Here is a 15,426-nt window from a genome sequence, read left to right as displayed (position 1 = left end):
GGCGACCGACCATGAGCACCAACACACACGGCACCCCGCAACGCAGCACCTGGCTGTGGGTGACGCTGCTCGCTGCCACCTTCCTCACCTGGGGCGTGGGCGAGCAAGGCCTCACCGGCACCTGGGTCGTCGCCGCCCTGGCGCTGATCTCGTTCTGGAAAGGCGCGGTCGTCATCCTCGATTTCATGGCACTGCGCAACGCGCCACTGCTGTGGCGCGCGATCACCATGGGCTGGATCATCCTGGTGTGGTCGGTGATCGCCATCGCTTACATGAAAGGACTCGCACAATGAAGCCCGGCACGCCGCACCTCGACATCCCCTTCTACCAGGCCGCCGGCGACGAGGTGGAGGTCTTCGAGCACGCCTGGAAGAATCGCCTGCCGCTGCTGATCAAGGGCCCCACCGGTTGCGGCAAGACGCGCTTCGTCACCCACATGGCGGCCCGCCTCGGCCTGCCGCTGTATACCGTCGCCTGCCATGACGACCTGACCGCGGCCGACCTCGTCGGCCGCCACCTGATCGGCGAAGGGCGGACGGTGTGGTGCGACGGCCCGCTCACCCGCGCGGTGCGCGAAGGCGGCATCTGCTACCTGGACGAAGTGGTCGAGGCACGCAAGGACACCACCGTGGTCCTGCACCCGCTGGCCGACGACCGCCGCATTCTGCCGATCGACCGCACCGGCGAACTACTCGAAGCGCCGCCCAGCTTCATGCTGGTGGTTTCCTACAACCCCGGCTACCAGAACCTGCTGAAGGGCATGAAGCCGTCGACCCGGCAGCGCTTCATCAGTGTGCGCTTCGATTTCCCCCGCCCGGAGCAGGAAGAAGCGGTGCTGATCGGAGAGAGCGCCTGCTCCCCCGACCTCGCCAAACGCCTGGTGGCGATCGCCGGCGCATTGCGCGCGCTGAAGGATCGTGACCTCGAGGAAGCAGCGAGCACCCGCCTGCTGGTCTATGCTAGCCTCCTGATCAAGGATGGTATGGACCCGATCGCGGCCTGTCGCGTCGGCATTGTCGAAAGCCTGACCGATGATCCCGAAGTCGCCGAAGGGCTGATGGAAGTGGTATCGGCCACCTTCGGTCGCTGAATCCGCGCCGCCTCCGCCGCCCGAGGATCGAGCGCCAGCACAACAGTTCCCACGAGATCATGAGTATCGAGCGCCCCGACCCCCTCAAGAACCTGATGCCCGGCCCGCAGCTCGCGGTGGCGGCGGAAGCGCTGTTCCTGACCAACCTGATCCTGCTTCCCGGCCTCGCCTTCCTCGCCCTGCTGGTGCTGTGGGTCAAACACCGCGACCATCCCGATCCGCTGGTCCGCAACCACCTGCGCCAGACCGGCTGGACCTGCATCTGGGGCGGTTTGCTGCTGGTGGTGATCAGCATCGCCATCTTTCTGCTCGGCGGCTTCGACAATCCATGGACCTGGGTGATCGGCGTGCTGTATTTCACCTTCGTCCACTCCGCCCTGATCCTGCTCGGCATGATGGGGCTCGCACGCGCCATCAACGGACGCGCCTGGCGCTATCCGGTCTTCGGTCCCCGTGAACACGACGCCTGAGTCCGCCATGCCCGACACCGCCATCCGGGCGCCGGCGCGCACGCGCGCCGTCATCCCCATCGCCCGTGCCGAAGCGGCTCAGCCGCGCAGTCGCCAACGTCAGCGCCTGGCCGTCCAGGTCGCATTCTTCGCCCTCTTCGTACTCGCTCCGGTATTCGACCTGTTCCGCTACGACCTCGACGCCGATCACGCCTGGCTGCTCGGCATGGAATGGCGCCTGGGGCTGGACGAATTCCTCGCCGGGCGCGAGTCGGCGACCCTCGCCGGGATCAACATCATCGTCCGCCTGTTCGTGCCCCTGTTCGCCGTGGCCGGCGTGGTCCTGTGGGTGGCGTGGAAATGGGGGCGCATGTACTGCGGCTGGCTGTGCCCGCACTTCTCGGTGGTCGAGACGATCAACAAGCTGATGGCGCGCGCCTCGGGCAAGCCTTCGGTGTGGGAACGCCACCGCCTGCCGCCCTGGAAGCCGGACGGTTCGCGCACCCGGGTGGACGTGCGCTGGTGGGCCGTCGTCGTCCCCGCTGCGGTCGGGTTCGCCTTCCTGTGGGCGGTGGTGGTGCTGACCTACCTGCTGCCGCCGGCCGAAGTCTACGGCAACCTGTTCCGCGCCGAACTCACCCGCAACCAGTTCATCTTCATCTCCGCTGCGACCACGGTGCTGAGCCTGGAATTCCTCTTCGCCCGCCACCTGTTCTGCCGCTTCGTGTGCGCTGTCGGGCTGTTCCAGAGCCTGGCCTGGATGGCCAACCGCAACGCCATGGTGGTCGGCTTCCGCCGCGAGCGTGCAAGCGACTGTGCCCGCTGCCTGCCCGAGCGCCAGTCCGCCTGTGATGCCGTTTGCCCGATGCGCCTGCGTCCGCGCAACATCAAGCGCCACATGTTCACCTGCACCCAGTGCCGGCAGTGCATCGACGCCTGCGCCCAGACCCAGAACACCAATCCGGACGGCCCGCTGCTCGCCTGGGTTACGGACGAGGCCGCCCGCCAGAACGAAGCCGGATTCCGGGCGCAGAAGGAACGCTGAACCATGGAAGAAACCGTAGGCCTGCTGTGGCACCGTCTGATCACCCGCGCCGCCGGCGGCCACTTCCCCAAGGCCGCGGTCAGGCTCAAGGAAGTCGAGAAGGTCGCCGGTGTGTTCTTTCGTGCCCTGGGCGGTGACCCCGGCCTGCGCGTGGCCGCTGCCACCGCCGATGGCCACGGCGCCCGGCGCAGTCTGCTGCAGCGCATCGCCGGCGCCGACGAACGGATTGCCCGCGGCCGCATGGATCTGTCGACCCTGCGCCTGCCGCCGGAAATCGACGCTCTTCCCGAACGGGCGCTGAACCGGGATCTTTACCTGTGGCTGGCCGCCCTTGCCGCCGGCCATGCCGAGCAGGACGCCGCCGATGTCGAGCTCCCGGCCGTGCCCGGAAGCGCTTTCGATGCTGAAGCCACACGCGAGCTGCGCGACAACCAGCGTGCCACGCTGCATGCCCTGAGGCGCTGGCCCGGCATCGAAACGCGCTATCGCCGGCTGGTCGACGCCCTCCTCCGCCAGCGCCCGGATCCAGCCCGGCTGCCGCCGGCCGAAGCCGGGCGCGAGCGCCTGCTGCGCCAGGCCCTGCAGACCCCGGGCAGCGTCGCCGCCCTGCCCCCGCTGCCGCCCAAGGCCAAGGCCGCGCAGCCGGTCCTGCTGTGGCTGAGCGGCTTTCGCGACGCCGCCCGGCCCGGCAGTACGGGCGCCGGAAGCGGCGCCGAAAACGCCGAAGCCGGCAACAGCAAACCCGGGCGCGACACCAGCCGGCAGGCCCACCGCGTCGAGCGCGAGGACAATGCGCCCGAGAAGCACGGCATGATCATTCCCTTTCGCGCCGAAAGCCTGTTGTCGGTTGCGGAATTCATCAAGGTCAAGCGCAGCACCGACGACGAGCCCGATGACAATGCCGCCGATGCCGCCGCCAACATGGAGCACCTGACGCTCAACCGCGACGGCGAGCGCGTCGCCTCCAAGGTGCGTTTCGATCTCGACCTGCCTTCGGCGGCCGAGGACGACGTCGTCCTCGGCGAAGGCATCCCGCTGCCGGAGTGGGACTACCGCAAAGACCTGCTGCGCGAGGACCACGTCCGCCTCAACGAGCTCGCGCCCTCCCCCCACGACCCGCGCGCCGCGCCCAGTGCTCTGCCCGAACACCTGCGCCGTACCGCACGCCGCCTGCACCGCCAGTTCGCCGCGCTCACTCCGGGCCGGCGCTGGCTCAAGGCCCAGACCGACGGCAGCGAACTCGACATCGATGCGGTGGTGCGCGCCACCACCGACCGCGCCAGCGGCCACCACCCCTCCGACCAGCTGTACCTGTCGCTGGAAAAACGCGAGCGCGACCTCGCCTGCCTGGCGCTGGCCGATCTATCGCTCTCGACCGATGCCTGGGTGTCGTCCGAGGCCCGCGTCATCGACGTCATCCGCGACGCCCTGTTGCTGTTCGGCGAAGCCTTGCTCGCCACCGGCGACCGCTTCGCCCTGTGCGGCTTTTCCTCGGTCAAGCGCAGCAACGTGCGCTTCCACCGCCTGAAGGACTTCGACCAGCGCTTCGACGACCGCGCCCGCGGCCGCATCATGGCGATCAAGCCGGGGTACTACACCCGCCTCGGCGCCGCGATCCGCCACGCCACCAGCTTGCTGGAAAGGGAGACGGCGGCCCGCCGCATCCTGCTCATCCTGTCCGACGGCAAACCGAACGACCTCGACCTCTACGACGGCCGCTACGGCATCGAGGATACCCGGGTGGCGATCGTCGAAGCGCGCGGGCGCGGGATCGTGCCGTTCTGCGTCACCATCGACCGCGAAGGCGCCAGCTATCTGCCGCACCTGTTCGGTCCCGCCGGCTTCGCCGTGATCCGCCAACCCGACGAGCTGCCGGCCCGCCTGCCGATGTTCTATGCCCAGCTCACCCGTTAAGCCGATGGATCGCAGCCCCCCGCCCTGCATGCGGGCGCCGCATGACACCCCGTCCGCCTCCTCGCTGTCCTCACCCGAACTCGAACGCCTGTGCCGCCTGCTGTCCCAGGCGCCATTGTTCAACGGTCTCGGATTCCAGGACATCGCCCGCTTCGCCCGTGGTGTCCGCGAAGTCAAGGCCGGGAAAGGCGAGATCCTGTTCCACCGCGGCGACGCCTGCTCCGGGTTTCACCTGATCCTGAACGGCCAGATCAAGCTCGCGTTCACGTCTGCGGAAGGCAATGAAAAGGTCGTCGACATCCTGCGCCCGGGGCAAAGCTTCGGTGAGGCGGTGATGTTCATGGACCGCCCCTACGTGGTGATGGCCCAGGCCCTGACCGACTCCACCCTGCTCCACATCGGCAAGCAGATCTTCTTCGAGGAGATGGCCGGCGACCCGTTGTTCTGCCGCAAGATCATCGCCGGTCTCGCCCAGCGCCTGCATCACCTGATGGGCGACGTCGAGAGCTATTCCCTGCGCTCCGGACGGGAACGCATCATCGGCTACCTGCTGCGTGAGGAAGAGATCGCGGGCGACAGCCTCGCCGGCGGGCGCGTTTCGATCCGCCTGCCGACCAGCAAGGGCACGATCGCCTCACGCCTGAACCTGACCCAGGAACACTTTTCCCGCATCCTCCACGAACTCACCGACGCCGGCCTGATCGAGGTCGAAGGACGCACCATCCACATTGCGGACATCGGCCGGCTGCGCCGCAGCCTGGGCTGACCCCGATCCCGCCCCGGAAAATGGAACGGGCCCCGCGGGGCCCGTTCCATTTGTGCGATCGAGCGGCTGCGGATGCGTTCAACCGGCCTTGCCATCGACCCGGGCACGCAGCAGGAACGGTCCATAGCGCCACAGATAGACCAGGAAGCCGAGCGACCACAGCGTCGCCGCGGCATGCACCCCGCCGACCTGGGCCGCCGGGATCAGGGCGACGGTGAGCACCCGCACCAGCGCCGCGAGCAGCACCAGCGCATAGGCGGCGGTTTCCATCGGTCCCGCCACCAGCATGCGCCCGGTGTGGCCCAGCGCGGTGCGGGTGATCATGCCGATAATCAGCCCCCCGGTCGCCCCGATTGCCAGCGCATGGATGCCGGCCGAGCGCGGCAGGACGCCGAACTGCGCCAGCGCAACGAGCGCCAGGCCGAGCGGAATCCACAGGTAGCCCAGGTGCAGCACCCACAGCAGCGGCGTGCCGCGCGTCGCCCACGGGTTCCACCCGCCCAGGCGCACCGCCTGCAGCAGCGCCGCCAGCAACGATACCGGCCCCGCCCATGCACCGGCACCGAGCGCCCACAGCAACAGAGCCACCCCGGTAGCGATCGCCGCCGCCCAGTCGAGGCGGATGTCGCGCCACTGCTTGACACCGCGCAAGCCATTGAAGGTGAACATCGGAATCACCCGCCCGCCGATGACCGTCTCCAGCACCACGATCAGGCCCAGCGCGAGGTGCATCGCCGTCAGCGGGTCGGCATCGATGACCCCGAGCACGGCCAGATGGAAGAACAGGTTCGCCAGCGCCAGCATCGCCGGCAGCACACCGACGAAGTAGTTGCGCGTGCTCTTCGCCTTCACCAGCACGCGCAGCAGCACCGCCGCCGCCGCCGGCAGGAAGGCCAGATCGACGATCGCGACCCAGGCGCCGCTGCCGAAAGCCATCGCCAGCCGCCCCGCCAGCCACAGCGCGGCGAGCATCATCAGCGGCCGGCCACTGGGGGTGTCGAGCCCGGTCCAGTTGCGCCCGGCGGTGAGCAGGAAACCGATGATCACCGCCACGGCGAAACCGAAGATCATCTCGTGCGCATGCCACCACATCCCGGGGATCGGCAGCTCGATTCCGCCCGAATGGGCGATCGCCCACACCGGAATCGCAATCGCGGCAAACAGCGCGGCAAGCAGGTAGAGCGGGCGGAAGGCGAGCGCCCACAGGGAGAAGGTCTCGGGCGGAATGCGTTTGGTCGTGGGTTCTTCGAGCGGAATCAGGGCCATCGTGTTGTCTCGTTCATTCGATTGGGGGTGCGGGCACAGGCGGACGCCATCAGTGGCTGGTGCCTTCCTCGCGCGTGATCTTGTTCCAGACGTTGTACTTGCCGACCGGCTTGCGCATCGGCAGGCGCTTGATCTCGTCCAGCGAGTGCGCATCGTAGACGATCACCGCGCCCTCGTCTTCCCACAGGCTGGCCAGCGCGTGGCGGCCGTCACGGGTGAATTCGACGTGGGCGAGCGTCCGCCCCGGCGGGGCGGCAATCTCCTTGACCACTTCGAGGCTGCGCTTGTCGATCACCTGCAGGATGTGCCTGGCCTCGGCGCTCATCATCGAATCGACGAAAGCATAGGGGCTGCTGCGATGGCTGCGCAGGAAAAAGCCGGGGCCGCGGGTGCGGATGCGGCGGATCACTTCCCAGCTCTGCATGTCGATCACGGTGACTTCGGCCGCTTTCAGGTTGGTGCTGGCCATCACCGTGCGGACCTTGCCCGCGGCATCGGTCCATTCCCAGGTCACCCCCGAGCCCAGATGCGGCATGCCGTCCAGCGGCAGGTCGGCGATCTTCTTGCGCACGTCCAGATTCACCACCTGGCCCACCCCTGCGCGCGAGGCCCCCATCAGCTCGGAGTAATCCTGGGTGAAGAAGAAGTCGTCGAGCGGTTCGGCCAGGATCGTGCGGCGCGGGTTCAGGTAGCCGGGGATGAAGCTGCCCTCGCGCTGCTTGTAGTCGTGGATGAAGCCGGTGGGGATGTCCTCGACCGCCTTCGTGTAGCTGATCTCCCACACCTCGGGCACGTCCTTCAGCGCGGCGATGAAAGACTGGCGCGGACTTGCATCGTAGACGGCCGAGACCCGCGAAGTCTGCTTGCCGTCGCGGTCACCCGCCTCGACCGTCTTGACCAGGTTGAGCTCGCCGTCGAGCAGCACGATGTTGTGCGGCAGGTAGTTCGCCACCGCGACATGACGACCGTCGGGCGAAGCGGCGACGTTGCGGGTGTTGATCCCGGCGCGCACTTCGGCCACCACTTTGAGGTTCCACAGGTCGAACTTGGTGATCCAGCCGTCACGCGAGGCGAAGAACACATAGCGTCCGTCGGCGGCGAACTTCGGCCCGCCGTGCAGCGCGAAGCGCGACTGGAAGCGGTGGATCGGCTCGAGCTTGTCGCCGTCGAGGACGCTGACGTGGTGATCGCCCGCCTCCACCACGAGGAAGAGGTTGAGCGGATCGGCCTCGAACACCGGCTTGTCGGAGAGCGTGGCCGGATCGACGTGCTGGATGCGCGAAGCGGCGATATCGGCCTCGCTCCAGCGCGGCGCAGGGACCACCGGGGTGTAGATCCAGTCGGTGATCGCAGCGATCTCGTCCTTGCTCAGCTGTGCGGCGAAGCCCGGCATCTGGGTGGCGGTGCGGCCCTCGGCGATCACCTTCACGGCCTCGGCCTTGCGCAGGCGGGCGAGGTTGTCGGGGAGCAGCGCCGGCCCCATTGCGCCGTAGCGGGTGGGTGCATGGCAGGCCGCGCAGTGCTGCTGGTAAAGGTCCACGACCCGGGACGGCGCCACCGCAGGGAGTGCCTCGGCAGCGGCGCCCTCGGCGGGCCGCGCCTTCGCCGACGGCGCAGCGGCGGCAGGCTCCGCGGCCGTGCCGCCGCCCAGCAGCAGCAGCCCGGCGAGCAGGGGCGCGGCCGCTTTCATGCCGACACCTTGCCCGCGCGGCTCCAGGGCGTGGTCCGCACGCGTTCGGCGCCGTAGTCTTGCGCGCTGACGCCGATCTCGTCGTCATCAAGGTAGCAGGCCGGGTCCTCCGCCCAGGGGTTACCGGTGACCTGTGCCGCGCGCACACGCGAGCTACCGTTGCAGATCTCCAGGTAGCGACAGGCGCCGCAGCGGCCCTCGAGCTTGCGCGGATGCTGCTTCAGGCCGGCGAGCAGGGGGTTGGACAGGTCGTTCCAGATCTCGCCGAAGGCGCGCTTGCGCACATCGCCCAGCGGCACATGCCACCACATCGTATCCGGGTGGACGATGCCGAGGTTGTCGATGTTGGCCACGTTCACGCCGCTGGCGTTGCCGCCCCACTGGCGCAGCTTGGCCTCGATGTGCGCGGCCTTCTCCGGGAAGCGGCGCTGCACCCAGTGCAGCAGGAAAGGGCCGTCGGTGTCGTTGTTGCCGGTGACGAAATCCTTGTCGATGCCGCGCCGGTGCAACTCGAGGCAGGTTTCGAACAGCCGCTCCATCGCTTCGCGGGTGGTGCGGTGGCGGGCATCGCCGGCGCGGTTCTTGTTGCCCCGTCCGGCGTAGTTCAGGTGCGAGAAGTAGAATTTGTCGATGCCTTCGTCTTCGACCAGCCGGAGCAGTGCGGGCAGGTCGTGGGCATTGCCTTCGGTCATCGTGTAGCGCACGCCAACCTTGATCCCGCGTTCGCGGCACAGGCGGATGCCGTGCATCGAGGCGGCGAAAGCGCCTTCCTTGCGGCGAAAGCGGTCATGGGTGGCGCCGATCCCGTCCAGGCTCACCCCGACGTAGTCGAAGCCGATGGCGTCGATGGCATCGATGTTGGTTTCGTTGATCAGGGTGCCGTTCGAAGACAGGCCGACGTAGAACCCCATGGCCTTGGCGCGGCGGGCGATGTCGAAAATGTCCGGGCGCAGCAGGGGCTCGCCGCCGGAGAGGATCAGCACCGGGACGCGGGCGACTTTGAGCTCGTCCATCACCTTGAACACTTCGGCGGTACCGAGTTCGCCGGCGAAATCCTTGTCCGCCGAGATCGAGTAGCAGTGCTCGCAGGTCAGGTTGCAGCGCCGGATCAGGTTCCAGATCACCACCGGCCCGGGCGGATTACGGCGCGGCCCCGCTGGGGTGGGGTGGTCGAGTTCGCGAATGAAGTGCGAGATGCGGAACATGAAAGCCTCCTGGTTGCTGCGATTACAGCCGAGCGGAGCGCGCAGAAAAATGATGCCGGTCAAGGGGGGCGCGAAGCGGGCTGCGGGGGCGAGCGCCCCTCCCGGAAAGGAGGGCGTCAGGCGCCGATGCGCAGCCCGGTTTTTTTCAGGATGCCGGCCGAAAACAGCACGTCGTGGCCGCGGCAGGCGCCACCGAAATCGCGCTCGAGCAGCGCGGCGATTTCCCCCACCCGCGCCAGCGCGGCCTCGCGGCTGGCCGCGTGGACCATCGCGAACAGGTTGTAGGGCCAGTCCGGCAGATGGCGGGGACGGCGGTAGCAGTGGGTCACGAAGGCCAGCGCCCCGACCCGCTCGCCCGCGGCGTCGATCACCGCGTCATCGACGTCCCACACGCTCATGCCGTTCGCGGTGTAGCCGATCGCGTAGTGATTGGGCACCGCACCGATGCGGCGGATGCGGCCATCGGCGAGCATCGCGGTGAGGCGGGCGCGCACCTGATCCTCGTTTATTCCGAGCCTGGCAGCGACCAGCGCATAGGGTCGCGGCGCCAGCGGCAGGCCGCCCTGGGTGGCGAGCACGATCCGACGGTCGAGCTCGTCCGTGGCGAGCGCGCCGGGTGCCGTTGCCTCGGTGCCTGCGGCGATCAGGATGGAAAGATCGGACGCGTTCATCAGGCCTCCAGTTTCATCTCGACGAAGTATTCCCGCTCTTTCGGGAACAGGTTCACCGCCAGTCCGGTAGCCGACTCGATCCGGCGTGCGACCCCGGCAATGCCGTCGGGCGTTTCGGTGGCGAGGACGAACCACATGTTGAGGCGGTGCTCGCGCCGGTAATTGTGCGCGACTTCGGGAAAGGCATTGACCGCTTCGACCACGCTCGTCCATCGGTCCTCGGACACCGCGATCGCCGCCAGGCAGAAGGCGCCGCCCATGCGTTCGATCTGGAACATCGGCCCGAAGCGGGTCAGCACGCGGTCGTCGAGCAGGCTCTGGAGGCGGCCGATGACTTCCGCCTCGGACAGGCCGAGGGCGGCAGCGACGCGTGCGAACGGCGTTTCATCGAGGGGGAAGTCGCCCTGCAGGGCGTTGATCAGACGACGGTCGATGTCGTCGGGCGCACGCCTGGCGGCCACCGCCCGCCGCCCGTCGTATTCGCCGGATTGCGGCTCAGGCATGGGCAAGATCCTTGCTGTCGAGGTACTGCGCACCGGTCTGCTTGAACCGCCGGCAGCTGAAGAGCACGCCATGGGGGTAAGCGTCGAGACCGAGCCGACGGGCGAGTTCCGCGCGTTCGGCGAGGACCTCGTCGCGTGCACTGCCGTGGATCATGCAGAACAGGTTGTAGGGCCAGTCCGGCAGGGAGCGGCGGCGACGGTAGCACAGCGTGACCGCGGCCTCGCCCGCAAGACGGCGGCCGAGCGCGGAAACTTCGGCGTCGGGGATATCCCACACGCACATCGCGTTGGCTTCGAGCCCCAGCTCGTGATGACGCACGACGACACCGAAGCGGCGGATCAGCCCTTCGGCCTGCCACTGCCGGATGTACTCGATGGTTTCCGCCTCGTCGAACCCCACCGCAGCCCCCAGACGCGCAAAAGGCTGCGCCTCGAGCATGAGGCCGCGCTGCAAGGTGGCGATCAGCCGGCGCTCGGCTTCGGACAGGGTCCGGCCCGCGCCCGGCTCGTCGGGGAGCGCCGTTTTCGCCCTCCGCTCCCGGCGCTCGGCGCAACCGGGTTCGCGACCCGCCTCTTGCGCGTTGAGGTCGAAACCGAGATCGATGTGGAACTCCTCCTCGAGCGGCAGCTCGATGACCGCACACCCGGTATCGCGCTCGATGCCGCCGATGATTTCGCCCAGATGGGCCTGTGACGCGGCGGTGACCACGAACCACAGGTTGTAGCGGTGCTCGCGCTGATAATTATGGTTGATCGCCGCTTCCCGGCTCACCCGCTCCGCCACCGCCTCCAGGCGATCGGGCGGCGCCGCCAGCGCCGCCAGCGCGCTGGCCCCCAGGCGGCGCGGCGCGAACACGGCGCCGACCCGGCTGACCAGGCCCTGCGCCTCGAGCCGGCGATAGGCGGCGATCACGCTCGCCTCATCTTCGTCGACCGCCTCGGCGATGCGCGCGAACGGCCGCGCTTCGAGCGGAAAACCGCGCTGCCATTCGTTGAGCAGGCGAAAGGCGGTGGCATCGACCGCCGCGGGCAGACACAGGGTGCGCGGCATCAGAACCCCGTCCGCGCCGCGCGCGTGGTGAAGAAGATGCCGCTCGGGCTGCTCGCGTCGAAACCACCGACCGGCTTCTTGGTGGCGGTGTCGTAGATCAGCACACGGTTGTCGTCGCGCGCGGACATCCACACCTCATTCCCCTTGGAGAGGAACTCCATGTGCAGGATGCCGCGCCCGGGCTGCAGGGTATGGGTGATCTGGCCGGTGAGCGTGTCGATGACCTGGACCCAGCCGTTGTCCGGGAAAGCGAAGTTCACCCAGATCTCGCGCCCGTCGGGGCGAGCCATCGCGAACACCGGCTGGCTCTTGACCGCGATCCGGCCGACTTCCTGCCAGCTCCCGGTGTCGACCACCAGCACCTCGTGGCGCCCGATCGCCGGCAGGTACGCGCGCCCGCCGGCCACCGACCAGCCCCGAAGGTGGGGCATCTTGTACACCGGCAGTGGCTGCTCGCCGCGGCCGTAGCCGGCGAGGATCTTGCGGCTGCCCAGCTCCGGTTGCCACAGATCGACCAGGGCCAGCCCGTCCTCGCCGAACAGCCCGGCGATGTAGTGCCGGCCGTCGGGCGTGACCAGCGCATCGTAGGGCTGCTTGCCGCCGGCGAAACGCTGCGTGAGCGGTTTGCGCGGATCGGAAAAGTCGGTGATGCGGATTTCCCCGAGTTCGAACAGGGAGTAGATGAAGCGCTGCCCGGACAGATCGGCCAGGCCGACGACCTTCGAGCGGCGCCCGTCCTCGCTGGCCGCGGGCACATCGGCGAGCAGCTCCAGGGTATTCGCATCGAAGGCCTTGATCCCGCCCGGCTCGTAGTTCTGCACCACCACCAGGCGGCCGTCGTGCGAAATCGAACCGCCGATCGCATTGCCCGCCTGCACCACGCGGCCGACGATCTTCGCTTCGAGCAGATCGACCTTGGTCAGCCCGCCATCCCGGCCGAACACGAACGCATGACGAGCATCGCGCGAGAAGACCACCGAGGCGTGGGACAGATCGCCCAATCCATCGACGGTGGCGAGCACGCTGCGAGCGGTCGTCTCGATGATCTTGACCCGGCCGTCGGCACGCTCGATGACGACACCCAGATCACCGCTGCCGCGCAGCGCCACCGGCGCCGTAGCCGAACAGGCCGACAGCAGAAGGACGATGGCCGGCAGAAGAATGCTCCACAGCAGGGGAGGCGCCAGACGGGTGGATCGGGCAGTCATGCGGACTCCGGAAGTCAGGACAGGGGATTCGTTGCTCGGGTGGTCAACGCCGCCGCAGGCAGGTGAGCGCGCTTCAGTTCAGGGCCTGCGCCGCCGGCAGGCCGGTGTCGGGCGGAAAGCCGCGTCGCAGCTGATCGACGATCCACTGCGCTTCGGTTTCGGTGACGATGCCGCGAAACGGCGGCATCGGCGTACCGGGGCGGCCGCCGATGATGGTGGCGACCAGGCCCTCGAGCGGCTTGTCGGAAAGTGCAGTGGCAGTGAGCGCCGGCCCCAGCCCCCCGTTCAAGGTGAGGCCGTGACAGGAGCCGCAATCCTGGCGCACGATATGGACGAGCTCCCGCTGGCGGGCGGAATCGGGCTCCGCCAGGCGGGCATCGGCTGCGGCCGAGTAGACCGAAACCAGTGCCGCGCCGATGAAAACGGCGACATGAACGAGGAGAGGAGGCAGTTTCATCTTGCTTTCCGACGGCTTTGCATTCGGAAACAGGATGAGCGTTTGCCCGGGGCGAAACCTTGACTCGAATCAACCCTACGCACGTAGGGGTTGCCCCCGAAGAGGGGCGGGAGGCATCACTCTTCGACGATCACCACCCCGAGCATTTCGGGATGAGGGCCACAGCGGTACTCGTAACGCCCGGGAAGCGTGAACACGCGGGACCAGCGCTCACCGGGAAAGAAGCGCTCCGACTCTTCGCCCGACCCAAGGAAAAGGACCGAGTGGCTGACGCGCTTTTCCTGGTTGACCCAAGTGACCTTGTCTCCGCGCTTGATCCGCAACTCCGCTGGAGAAAACTGGTAACCCAAAAGCACGACTTCACGTTCGGCCGCCGGCAACGGGCCGGACAGGAGCGCCATCCATGCGCAGACGGACACGGTGCGCAGGCTCATTGGATTCATGGTCTCGGCTCCTCGGTCTGGTGCTGGCGGGCACCCCCAGGAAACATACTCCGGGAAAGCACGAATGGGAATCCGGTCTGACCCGGACTCCCATGATCACAAGCACAGTACGGCGGCGCTGACGCTTACTGTTTGGCTGCCTTCACATCCCCGTCGGCATCGATGCCGAGCTTGTAGCCAAGGGAAACGTGGTGGAAGCGGCCCGCTGCACTGTCGTCGTGGATCGCGAGGCCGAAATTGTAGGCCTTGCCCGCTTCGAGCGCGACGTCGCCCTCCCCCCCCGCGAGCTTGCGGGTAAACACCACCGACCAGTTGTCGCCATCGCGCTTGCCTTCGGCACTGACCAGCGCCTTGCCGCCTTCCATCACACGCTTGTCGGCAACATGGCCGTTGAAGCCCTTGTTCTCGCCGCTGCGCCACTGGTACAGATCGTAGAACTTGCCCTCGGCCAGCGAACCGCCTTTCACGTACTTGGTCTTGGCGTCATCGGCGCCCGGCATCGTGCGCGAATCCTGATGACAGGTCGCCCAGCAACCGCTCTGGTCGGCGAGGTCGACCTTGCCGCCGGATTCGAGCATGAACGCGATCTTGACCGGGTTCTTGTCATCCATCTTCGCTGCGCCGGAGGCTGCAGGCTGCTTCCAGGCAAAGCGCAGATAGAGGTTTTCGCCATCATGCGTGGCCTGGACCTTGACCGGGATGAACGCCGCCTTGCCGGCAATCGGAGTGGGCTCGATCTTCTGCCCGCTCGCCATTTTCTTGCCCATCTCGCTGGCTTCTTCGCTATGGCAGTCAGCGCAGGTCTCACCCTTCTTCAGTGCCCGTGCACCACCGTGCTCGGTGCCCTTCTGGATCCACTCCAGCGGCGACACCCCCGGATAGAAAAGCGTGATTTCCTTGGCCCCGACCTTGCCCCAGTCCGGTGCGGCAACAGCGCTACCAGCACCGATCGCAAGAAGTGCGCCCACGGCGCCGGCAATCATCGTTTTCTTCATCGTCATTTCCTCACTGTGCTTAGGTTGGGCGGTGCTTCGCCAACGGGAATCTTACTCCTCGTCGGCTTCGGTCATCCCATTGGGCTTGTGATGCGCGATGCCCTTGTGGCAGTCGATGCAGGTCATCTTGTCTTCCAACGCCATCTCATGCTGCTTGCGCGCACGCTGTTTCTGCACCTCGGTGTTCATGCTCTCGAAGCTGTGGCAGTTGCGGCATTCGCGCGAATCGGCCGCCTTCATGCGCTTCCATTCGCTGCGTGCAAGCTGCAGCCGCTTGGCCTCGAATTTTTCCCGCGTATCGATGGTGCCAGTCAGCTTTCCCCACACTTCGCGCGAAGCCTGAATCTTGCGAATCATCTTGTGCGTCCAGTCCTTGGGGACGTGGCAGTCCGGGCAGGTCGCGCGCACTCCGGTGCGGTTGTTGTAGTGGATCGTTTCCTTGTACTCCGTATACACATTGTCATACATCTCGTGGCACGAAATACAGAATTTCTCGGTGTTCGTCGCTTCCATCGCAGTATTGAAACCGCCCCAGAAGAGGATGCCGATGACAAAACCCGCGGCCAGAAGGCCGCCCAGCGACATTTTGGACGGACGACGCAGGCGGGCAAACAATCCGCCGGGCTGTTCTTGTTTGGAGTCGTTGCCGTTTCGATCTGACATGGAGCTTTTC

Annotated in this window: 17 protein-coding genes; 6 read left to right on the top strand and 11 right to left on the bottom strand. The window is 67.3% G+C overall.

Annotated features, from left to right (window positions below):
- Positions 1 to 11 precede the first annotated feature (11 nt).
- Genes Tchl_RS13085 through Tchl_RS13060 form a run of 6 tightly spaced genes read left to right on the top strand, consistent with a single transcriptional unit; the run spans position 12 to position 5,264 of the window.
- Positions 12 to 293, top strand: coding sequence for a cytochrome C oxidase subunit IV family protein (locus Tchl_RS13085; RefSeq protein ID WP_075148794.1), 282 nt, complete (start codon positions 12 to 14; stop codon positions 291 to 293).
- On the top strand, positions 290 to 1,090 hold the full coding sequence (locus tag Tchl_RS13080) for a CbbQ/NirQ/NorQ/GpvN family protein (RefSeq protein ID WP_075148793.1): 801 nt from the start codon (positions 290 to 292) through the stop codon (positions 1,088 to 1,090). Before Tchl_RS13085 ends, Tchl_RS13080 begins: the two co-directional genes overlap by 4 nt.
- Before the next feature lie 59 nt (positions 1,091 to 1,149).
- Complete coding sequence (locus Tchl_RS13075; protein ID WP_075148792.1) at positions 1,150 to 1,560, top strand: hypothetical protein; 411 nt, start codon at positions 1,150 to 1,152, stop codon at positions 1,558 to 1,560.
- 7 nt (positions 1,561 to 1,567) lie between these two features.
- Positions 1,568 to 2,584, top strand: coding sequence for a 4Fe-4S binding protein (locus Tchl_RS13070; protein WP_075148791.1), 1,017 nt, complete (start codon positions 1,568 to 1,570; stop codon positions 2,582 to 2,584).
- Between the two features lie 3 nt (positions 2,585 to 2,587).
- On the top strand, positions 2,588 to 4,498 hold the full coding sequence (locus Tchl_RS13065; protein WP_075148790.1) for a nitric oxide reductase: 1,911 nt from the start codon (positions 2,588 to 2,590) through the stop codon (positions 4,496 to 4,498).
- A gap of 28 nt (positions 4,499 to 4,526) precedes the next feature.
- Positions 4,527 to 5,264, top strand: coding sequence for a Crp/Fnr family transcriptional regulator (locus tag Tchl_RS13060; protein WP_103893831.1), 738 nt, complete (start codon positions 4,527 to 4,529; stop codon positions 5,262 to 5,264).
- 78 nt (positions 5,265 to 5,342) lie between these two features.
- Here the strand turns inward: Tchl_RS13060 and Tchl_RS13055 are convergent, their stop codons facing one another.
- From Tchl_RS13055 to Tchl_RS13005, 11 genes are all read right to left on the bottom strand, one after another.
- On the bottom strand, positions 5,343 to 6,530 hold the full coding sequence (locus Tchl_RS13055; RefSeq protein ID WP_075148788.1) for an NnrS family protein: 1,188 nt from the start codon (positions 6,528 to 6,530) through the stop codon (positions 5,343 to 5,345).
- A 49-nt stretch (positions 6,531 to 6,579) separates the two neighbouring features.
- The gene (locus Tchl_RS13050; protein WP_075148787.1) at positions 6,580 to 8,220 is read right to left on the bottom strand and encodes a nitrite reductase; all 1,641 of its coding nucleotides are present in this window, start codon (positions 8,218 to 8,220) and stop codon (positions 6,580 to 6,582) included.
- Positions 8,217 to 9,425 carry a heme d1 biosynthesis radical SAM protein NirJ gene (gene nirJ, locus Tchl_RS13045; protein ID WP_075148786.1) on the bottom strand — a complete coding sequence of 403 codons (1,209 nt, stop codon included), beginning with the start codon at positions 9,423 to 9,425 and terminating at the stop codon, positions 8,217 to 8,219. Before nirJ ends, Tchl_RS13050 begins: the two co-directional genes overlap by 4 nt.
- Before the next feature lie 116 nt (positions 9,426 to 9,541).
- Complete coding sequence (ahbB, locus tag Tchl_RS13040) at positions 9,542 to 10,096, bottom strand: siroheme decarboxylase subunit beta (protein WP_160113130.1); 555 nt, start codon at positions 10,094 to 10,096, stop codon at positions 9,542 to 9,544.
- The gene (locus tag Tchl_RS13035; RefSeq protein WP_075148785.1) at positions 10,096 to 10,599 is read right to left on the bottom strand and encodes an Lrp/AsnC family transcriptional regulator; all 504 of its coding nucleotides are present in this window, start codon (positions 10,597 to 10,599) and stop codon (positions 10,096 to 10,098) included. Before Tchl_RS13035 ends, ahbB (Tchl_RS13040) begins: the two co-directional genes overlap by 1 nt.
- On the bottom strand, positions 10,592 to 11,650 hold the full coding sequence (ahbB, locus tag Tchl_RS13030; RefSeq protein ID WP_075148784.1) for a siroheme decarboxylase subunit beta: 1,059 nt from the start codon (positions 11,648 to 11,650) through the stop codon (positions 10,592 to 10,594). Before ahbB (Tchl_RS13030) ends, Tchl_RS13035 begins: the two co-directional genes overlap by 8 nt.
- Positions 11,650 to 12,858 carry a cytochrome D1 domain-containing protein gene (locus Tchl_RS13025; RefSeq protein WP_075148783.1) on the bottom strand — a complete coding sequence of 403 codons (1,209 nt, stop codon included), beginning with the start codon at positions 12,856 to 12,858 and terminating at the stop codon, positions 11,650 to 11,652. Before Tchl_RS13025 ends, ahbB (Tchl_RS13030) begins: the two co-directional genes overlap by 1 nt.
- A gap of 73 nt (positions 12,859 to 12,931) precedes the next feature.
- Entirely contained in the window at positions 12,932 to 13,315 is a 384-nt protein-coding gene (locus tag Tchl_RS13020; RefSeq protein WP_075148782.1) for a c-type cytochrome, read from the bottom strand.
- Between the two features lie 116 nt (positions 13,316 to 13,431).
- Positions 13,432 to 13,758 carry a cupredoxin domain-containing protein gene (locus tag Tchl_RS13015; RefSeq protein WP_075148781.1) on the bottom strand — a complete coding sequence of 109 codons (327 nt, stop codon included), beginning with the start codon at positions 13,756 to 13,758 and terminating at the stop codon, positions 13,432 to 13,434.
- Between the two features lie 125 nt (positions 13,759 to 13,883).
- Positions 13,884 to 14,759 (bottom strand): ethylbenzene dehydrogenase-related protein, encoded by an 876-nt coding sequence (locus Tchl_RS13010; protein WP_075148780.1) that lies wholly within the window; start codon positions 14,757 to 14,759, stop codon positions 13,884 to 13,886.
- 45 nt (positions 14,760 to 14,804) lie between these two features.
- Positions 14,805 to 15,416, bottom strand: coding sequence for a NapC/NirT family cytochrome c (locus Tchl_RS13005; RefSeq protein WP_075148779.1), 612 nt, complete (start codon positions 15,414 to 15,416; stop codon positions 14,805 to 14,807).
- Positions 15,417 to 15,426 lie beyond the last annotated feature (10 nt).

The organism is Thauera chlorobenzoica, assembly GCF_001922305.1.
GTDB lineage: Bacteria > Pseudomonadota > Gammaproteobacteria > Burkholderiales > Rhodocyclaceae > Thauera > Thauera chlorobenzoica.
The sequence above is the reverse complement of the archived record's forward strand: the minus strand, read 5'-3'. Positions and strand labels throughout refer to the sequence as shown.

Coding starts and splice junctions, on each gene's coding strand:
- Tchl_RS13010 (WP_075148780.1), bottom strand. CDS start 14,759: ATGACGATGAAGAAAACGATGATTGCCGGCGCCGTGGGCGCACTTCTT.
- Tchl_RS13035 (WP_075148785.1), bottom strand. CDS start 10,599: ATGCCTGAGCCGCAATCCGGCGAATACGACGGGCGGCGGGCGGTGGCC.
- Tchl_RS13070 (WP_075148791.1), top strand. CDS start 1,568: ATGCCCGACACCGCCATCCGGGCGCCGGCGCGCACGCGCGCCGTCATC.
- ahbB (WP_160113130.1), bottom strand. CDS start 10,096: ATGAACGCGTCCGATCTTTCCATCCTGATCGCCGCAGGCACCGAGGCA.
- Tchl_RS13080 (WP_075148793.1), top strand. CDS start 290: ATGAAGCCCGGCACGCCGCACCTCGACATCCCCTTCTACCAGGCCGCC.
- Tchl_RS13005 (WP_075148779.1), bottom strand. CDS start 15,416: ATGTCAGATCGAAACGGCAACGACTCCAAACAAGAACAGCCCGGCGGA.
- Tchl_RS13085 (WP_075148794.1), top strand. CDS start 12: ATGAGCACCAACACACACGGCACCCCGCAACGCAGCACCTGGCTGTGG.
- Tchl_RS13050 (WP_075148787.1), bottom strand. CDS start 8,220: ATGAAAGCGGCCGCGCCCCTGCTCGCCGGGCTGCTGCTGCTGGGCGGC.
- Tchl_RS13055 (WP_075148788.1), bottom strand. CDS start 6,530: ATGGCCCTGATTCCGCTCGAAGAACCCACGACCAAACGCATTCCGCCC.
- Tchl_RS13025 (WP_075148783.1), bottom strand. CDS start 12,858: ATGACTGCCCGATCCACCCGTCTGGCGCCTCCCCTGCTGTGGAGCATT.
- Tchl_RS13020 (WP_075148782.1), bottom strand. CDS start 13,315: ATGAAACTGCCTCCTCTCCTCGTTCATGTCGCCGTTTTCATCGGCGCG.
- nirJ (WP_075148786.1), bottom strand. CDS start 9,425: ATGTTCCGCATCTCGCACTTCATTCGCGAACTCGACCACCCCACCCCA.
- Tchl_RS13060 (WP_103893831.1), top strand. CDS start 4,527: ATGCGGGCGCCGCATGACACCCCGTCCGCCTCCTCGCTGTCCTCACCC.
- Tchl_RS13075 (WP_075148792.1), top strand. CDS start 1,150: ATGAGTATCGAGCGCCCCGACCCCCTCAAGAACCTGATGCCCGGCCCG.
- Tchl_RS13065 (WP_075148790.1), top strand. CDS start 2,588: ATGGAAGAAACCGTAGGCCTGCTGTGGCACCGTCTGATCACCCGCGCC.
- Tchl_RS13015 (WP_075148781.1), bottom strand. CDS start 13,758: ATGAATCCAATGAGCCTGCGCACCGTGTCCGTCTGCGCATGGATGGCG.
- ahbB (WP_075148784.1), bottom strand. CDS start 11,650: ATGCCGCGCACCCTGTGTCTGCCCGCGGCGGTCGATGCCACCGCCTTT.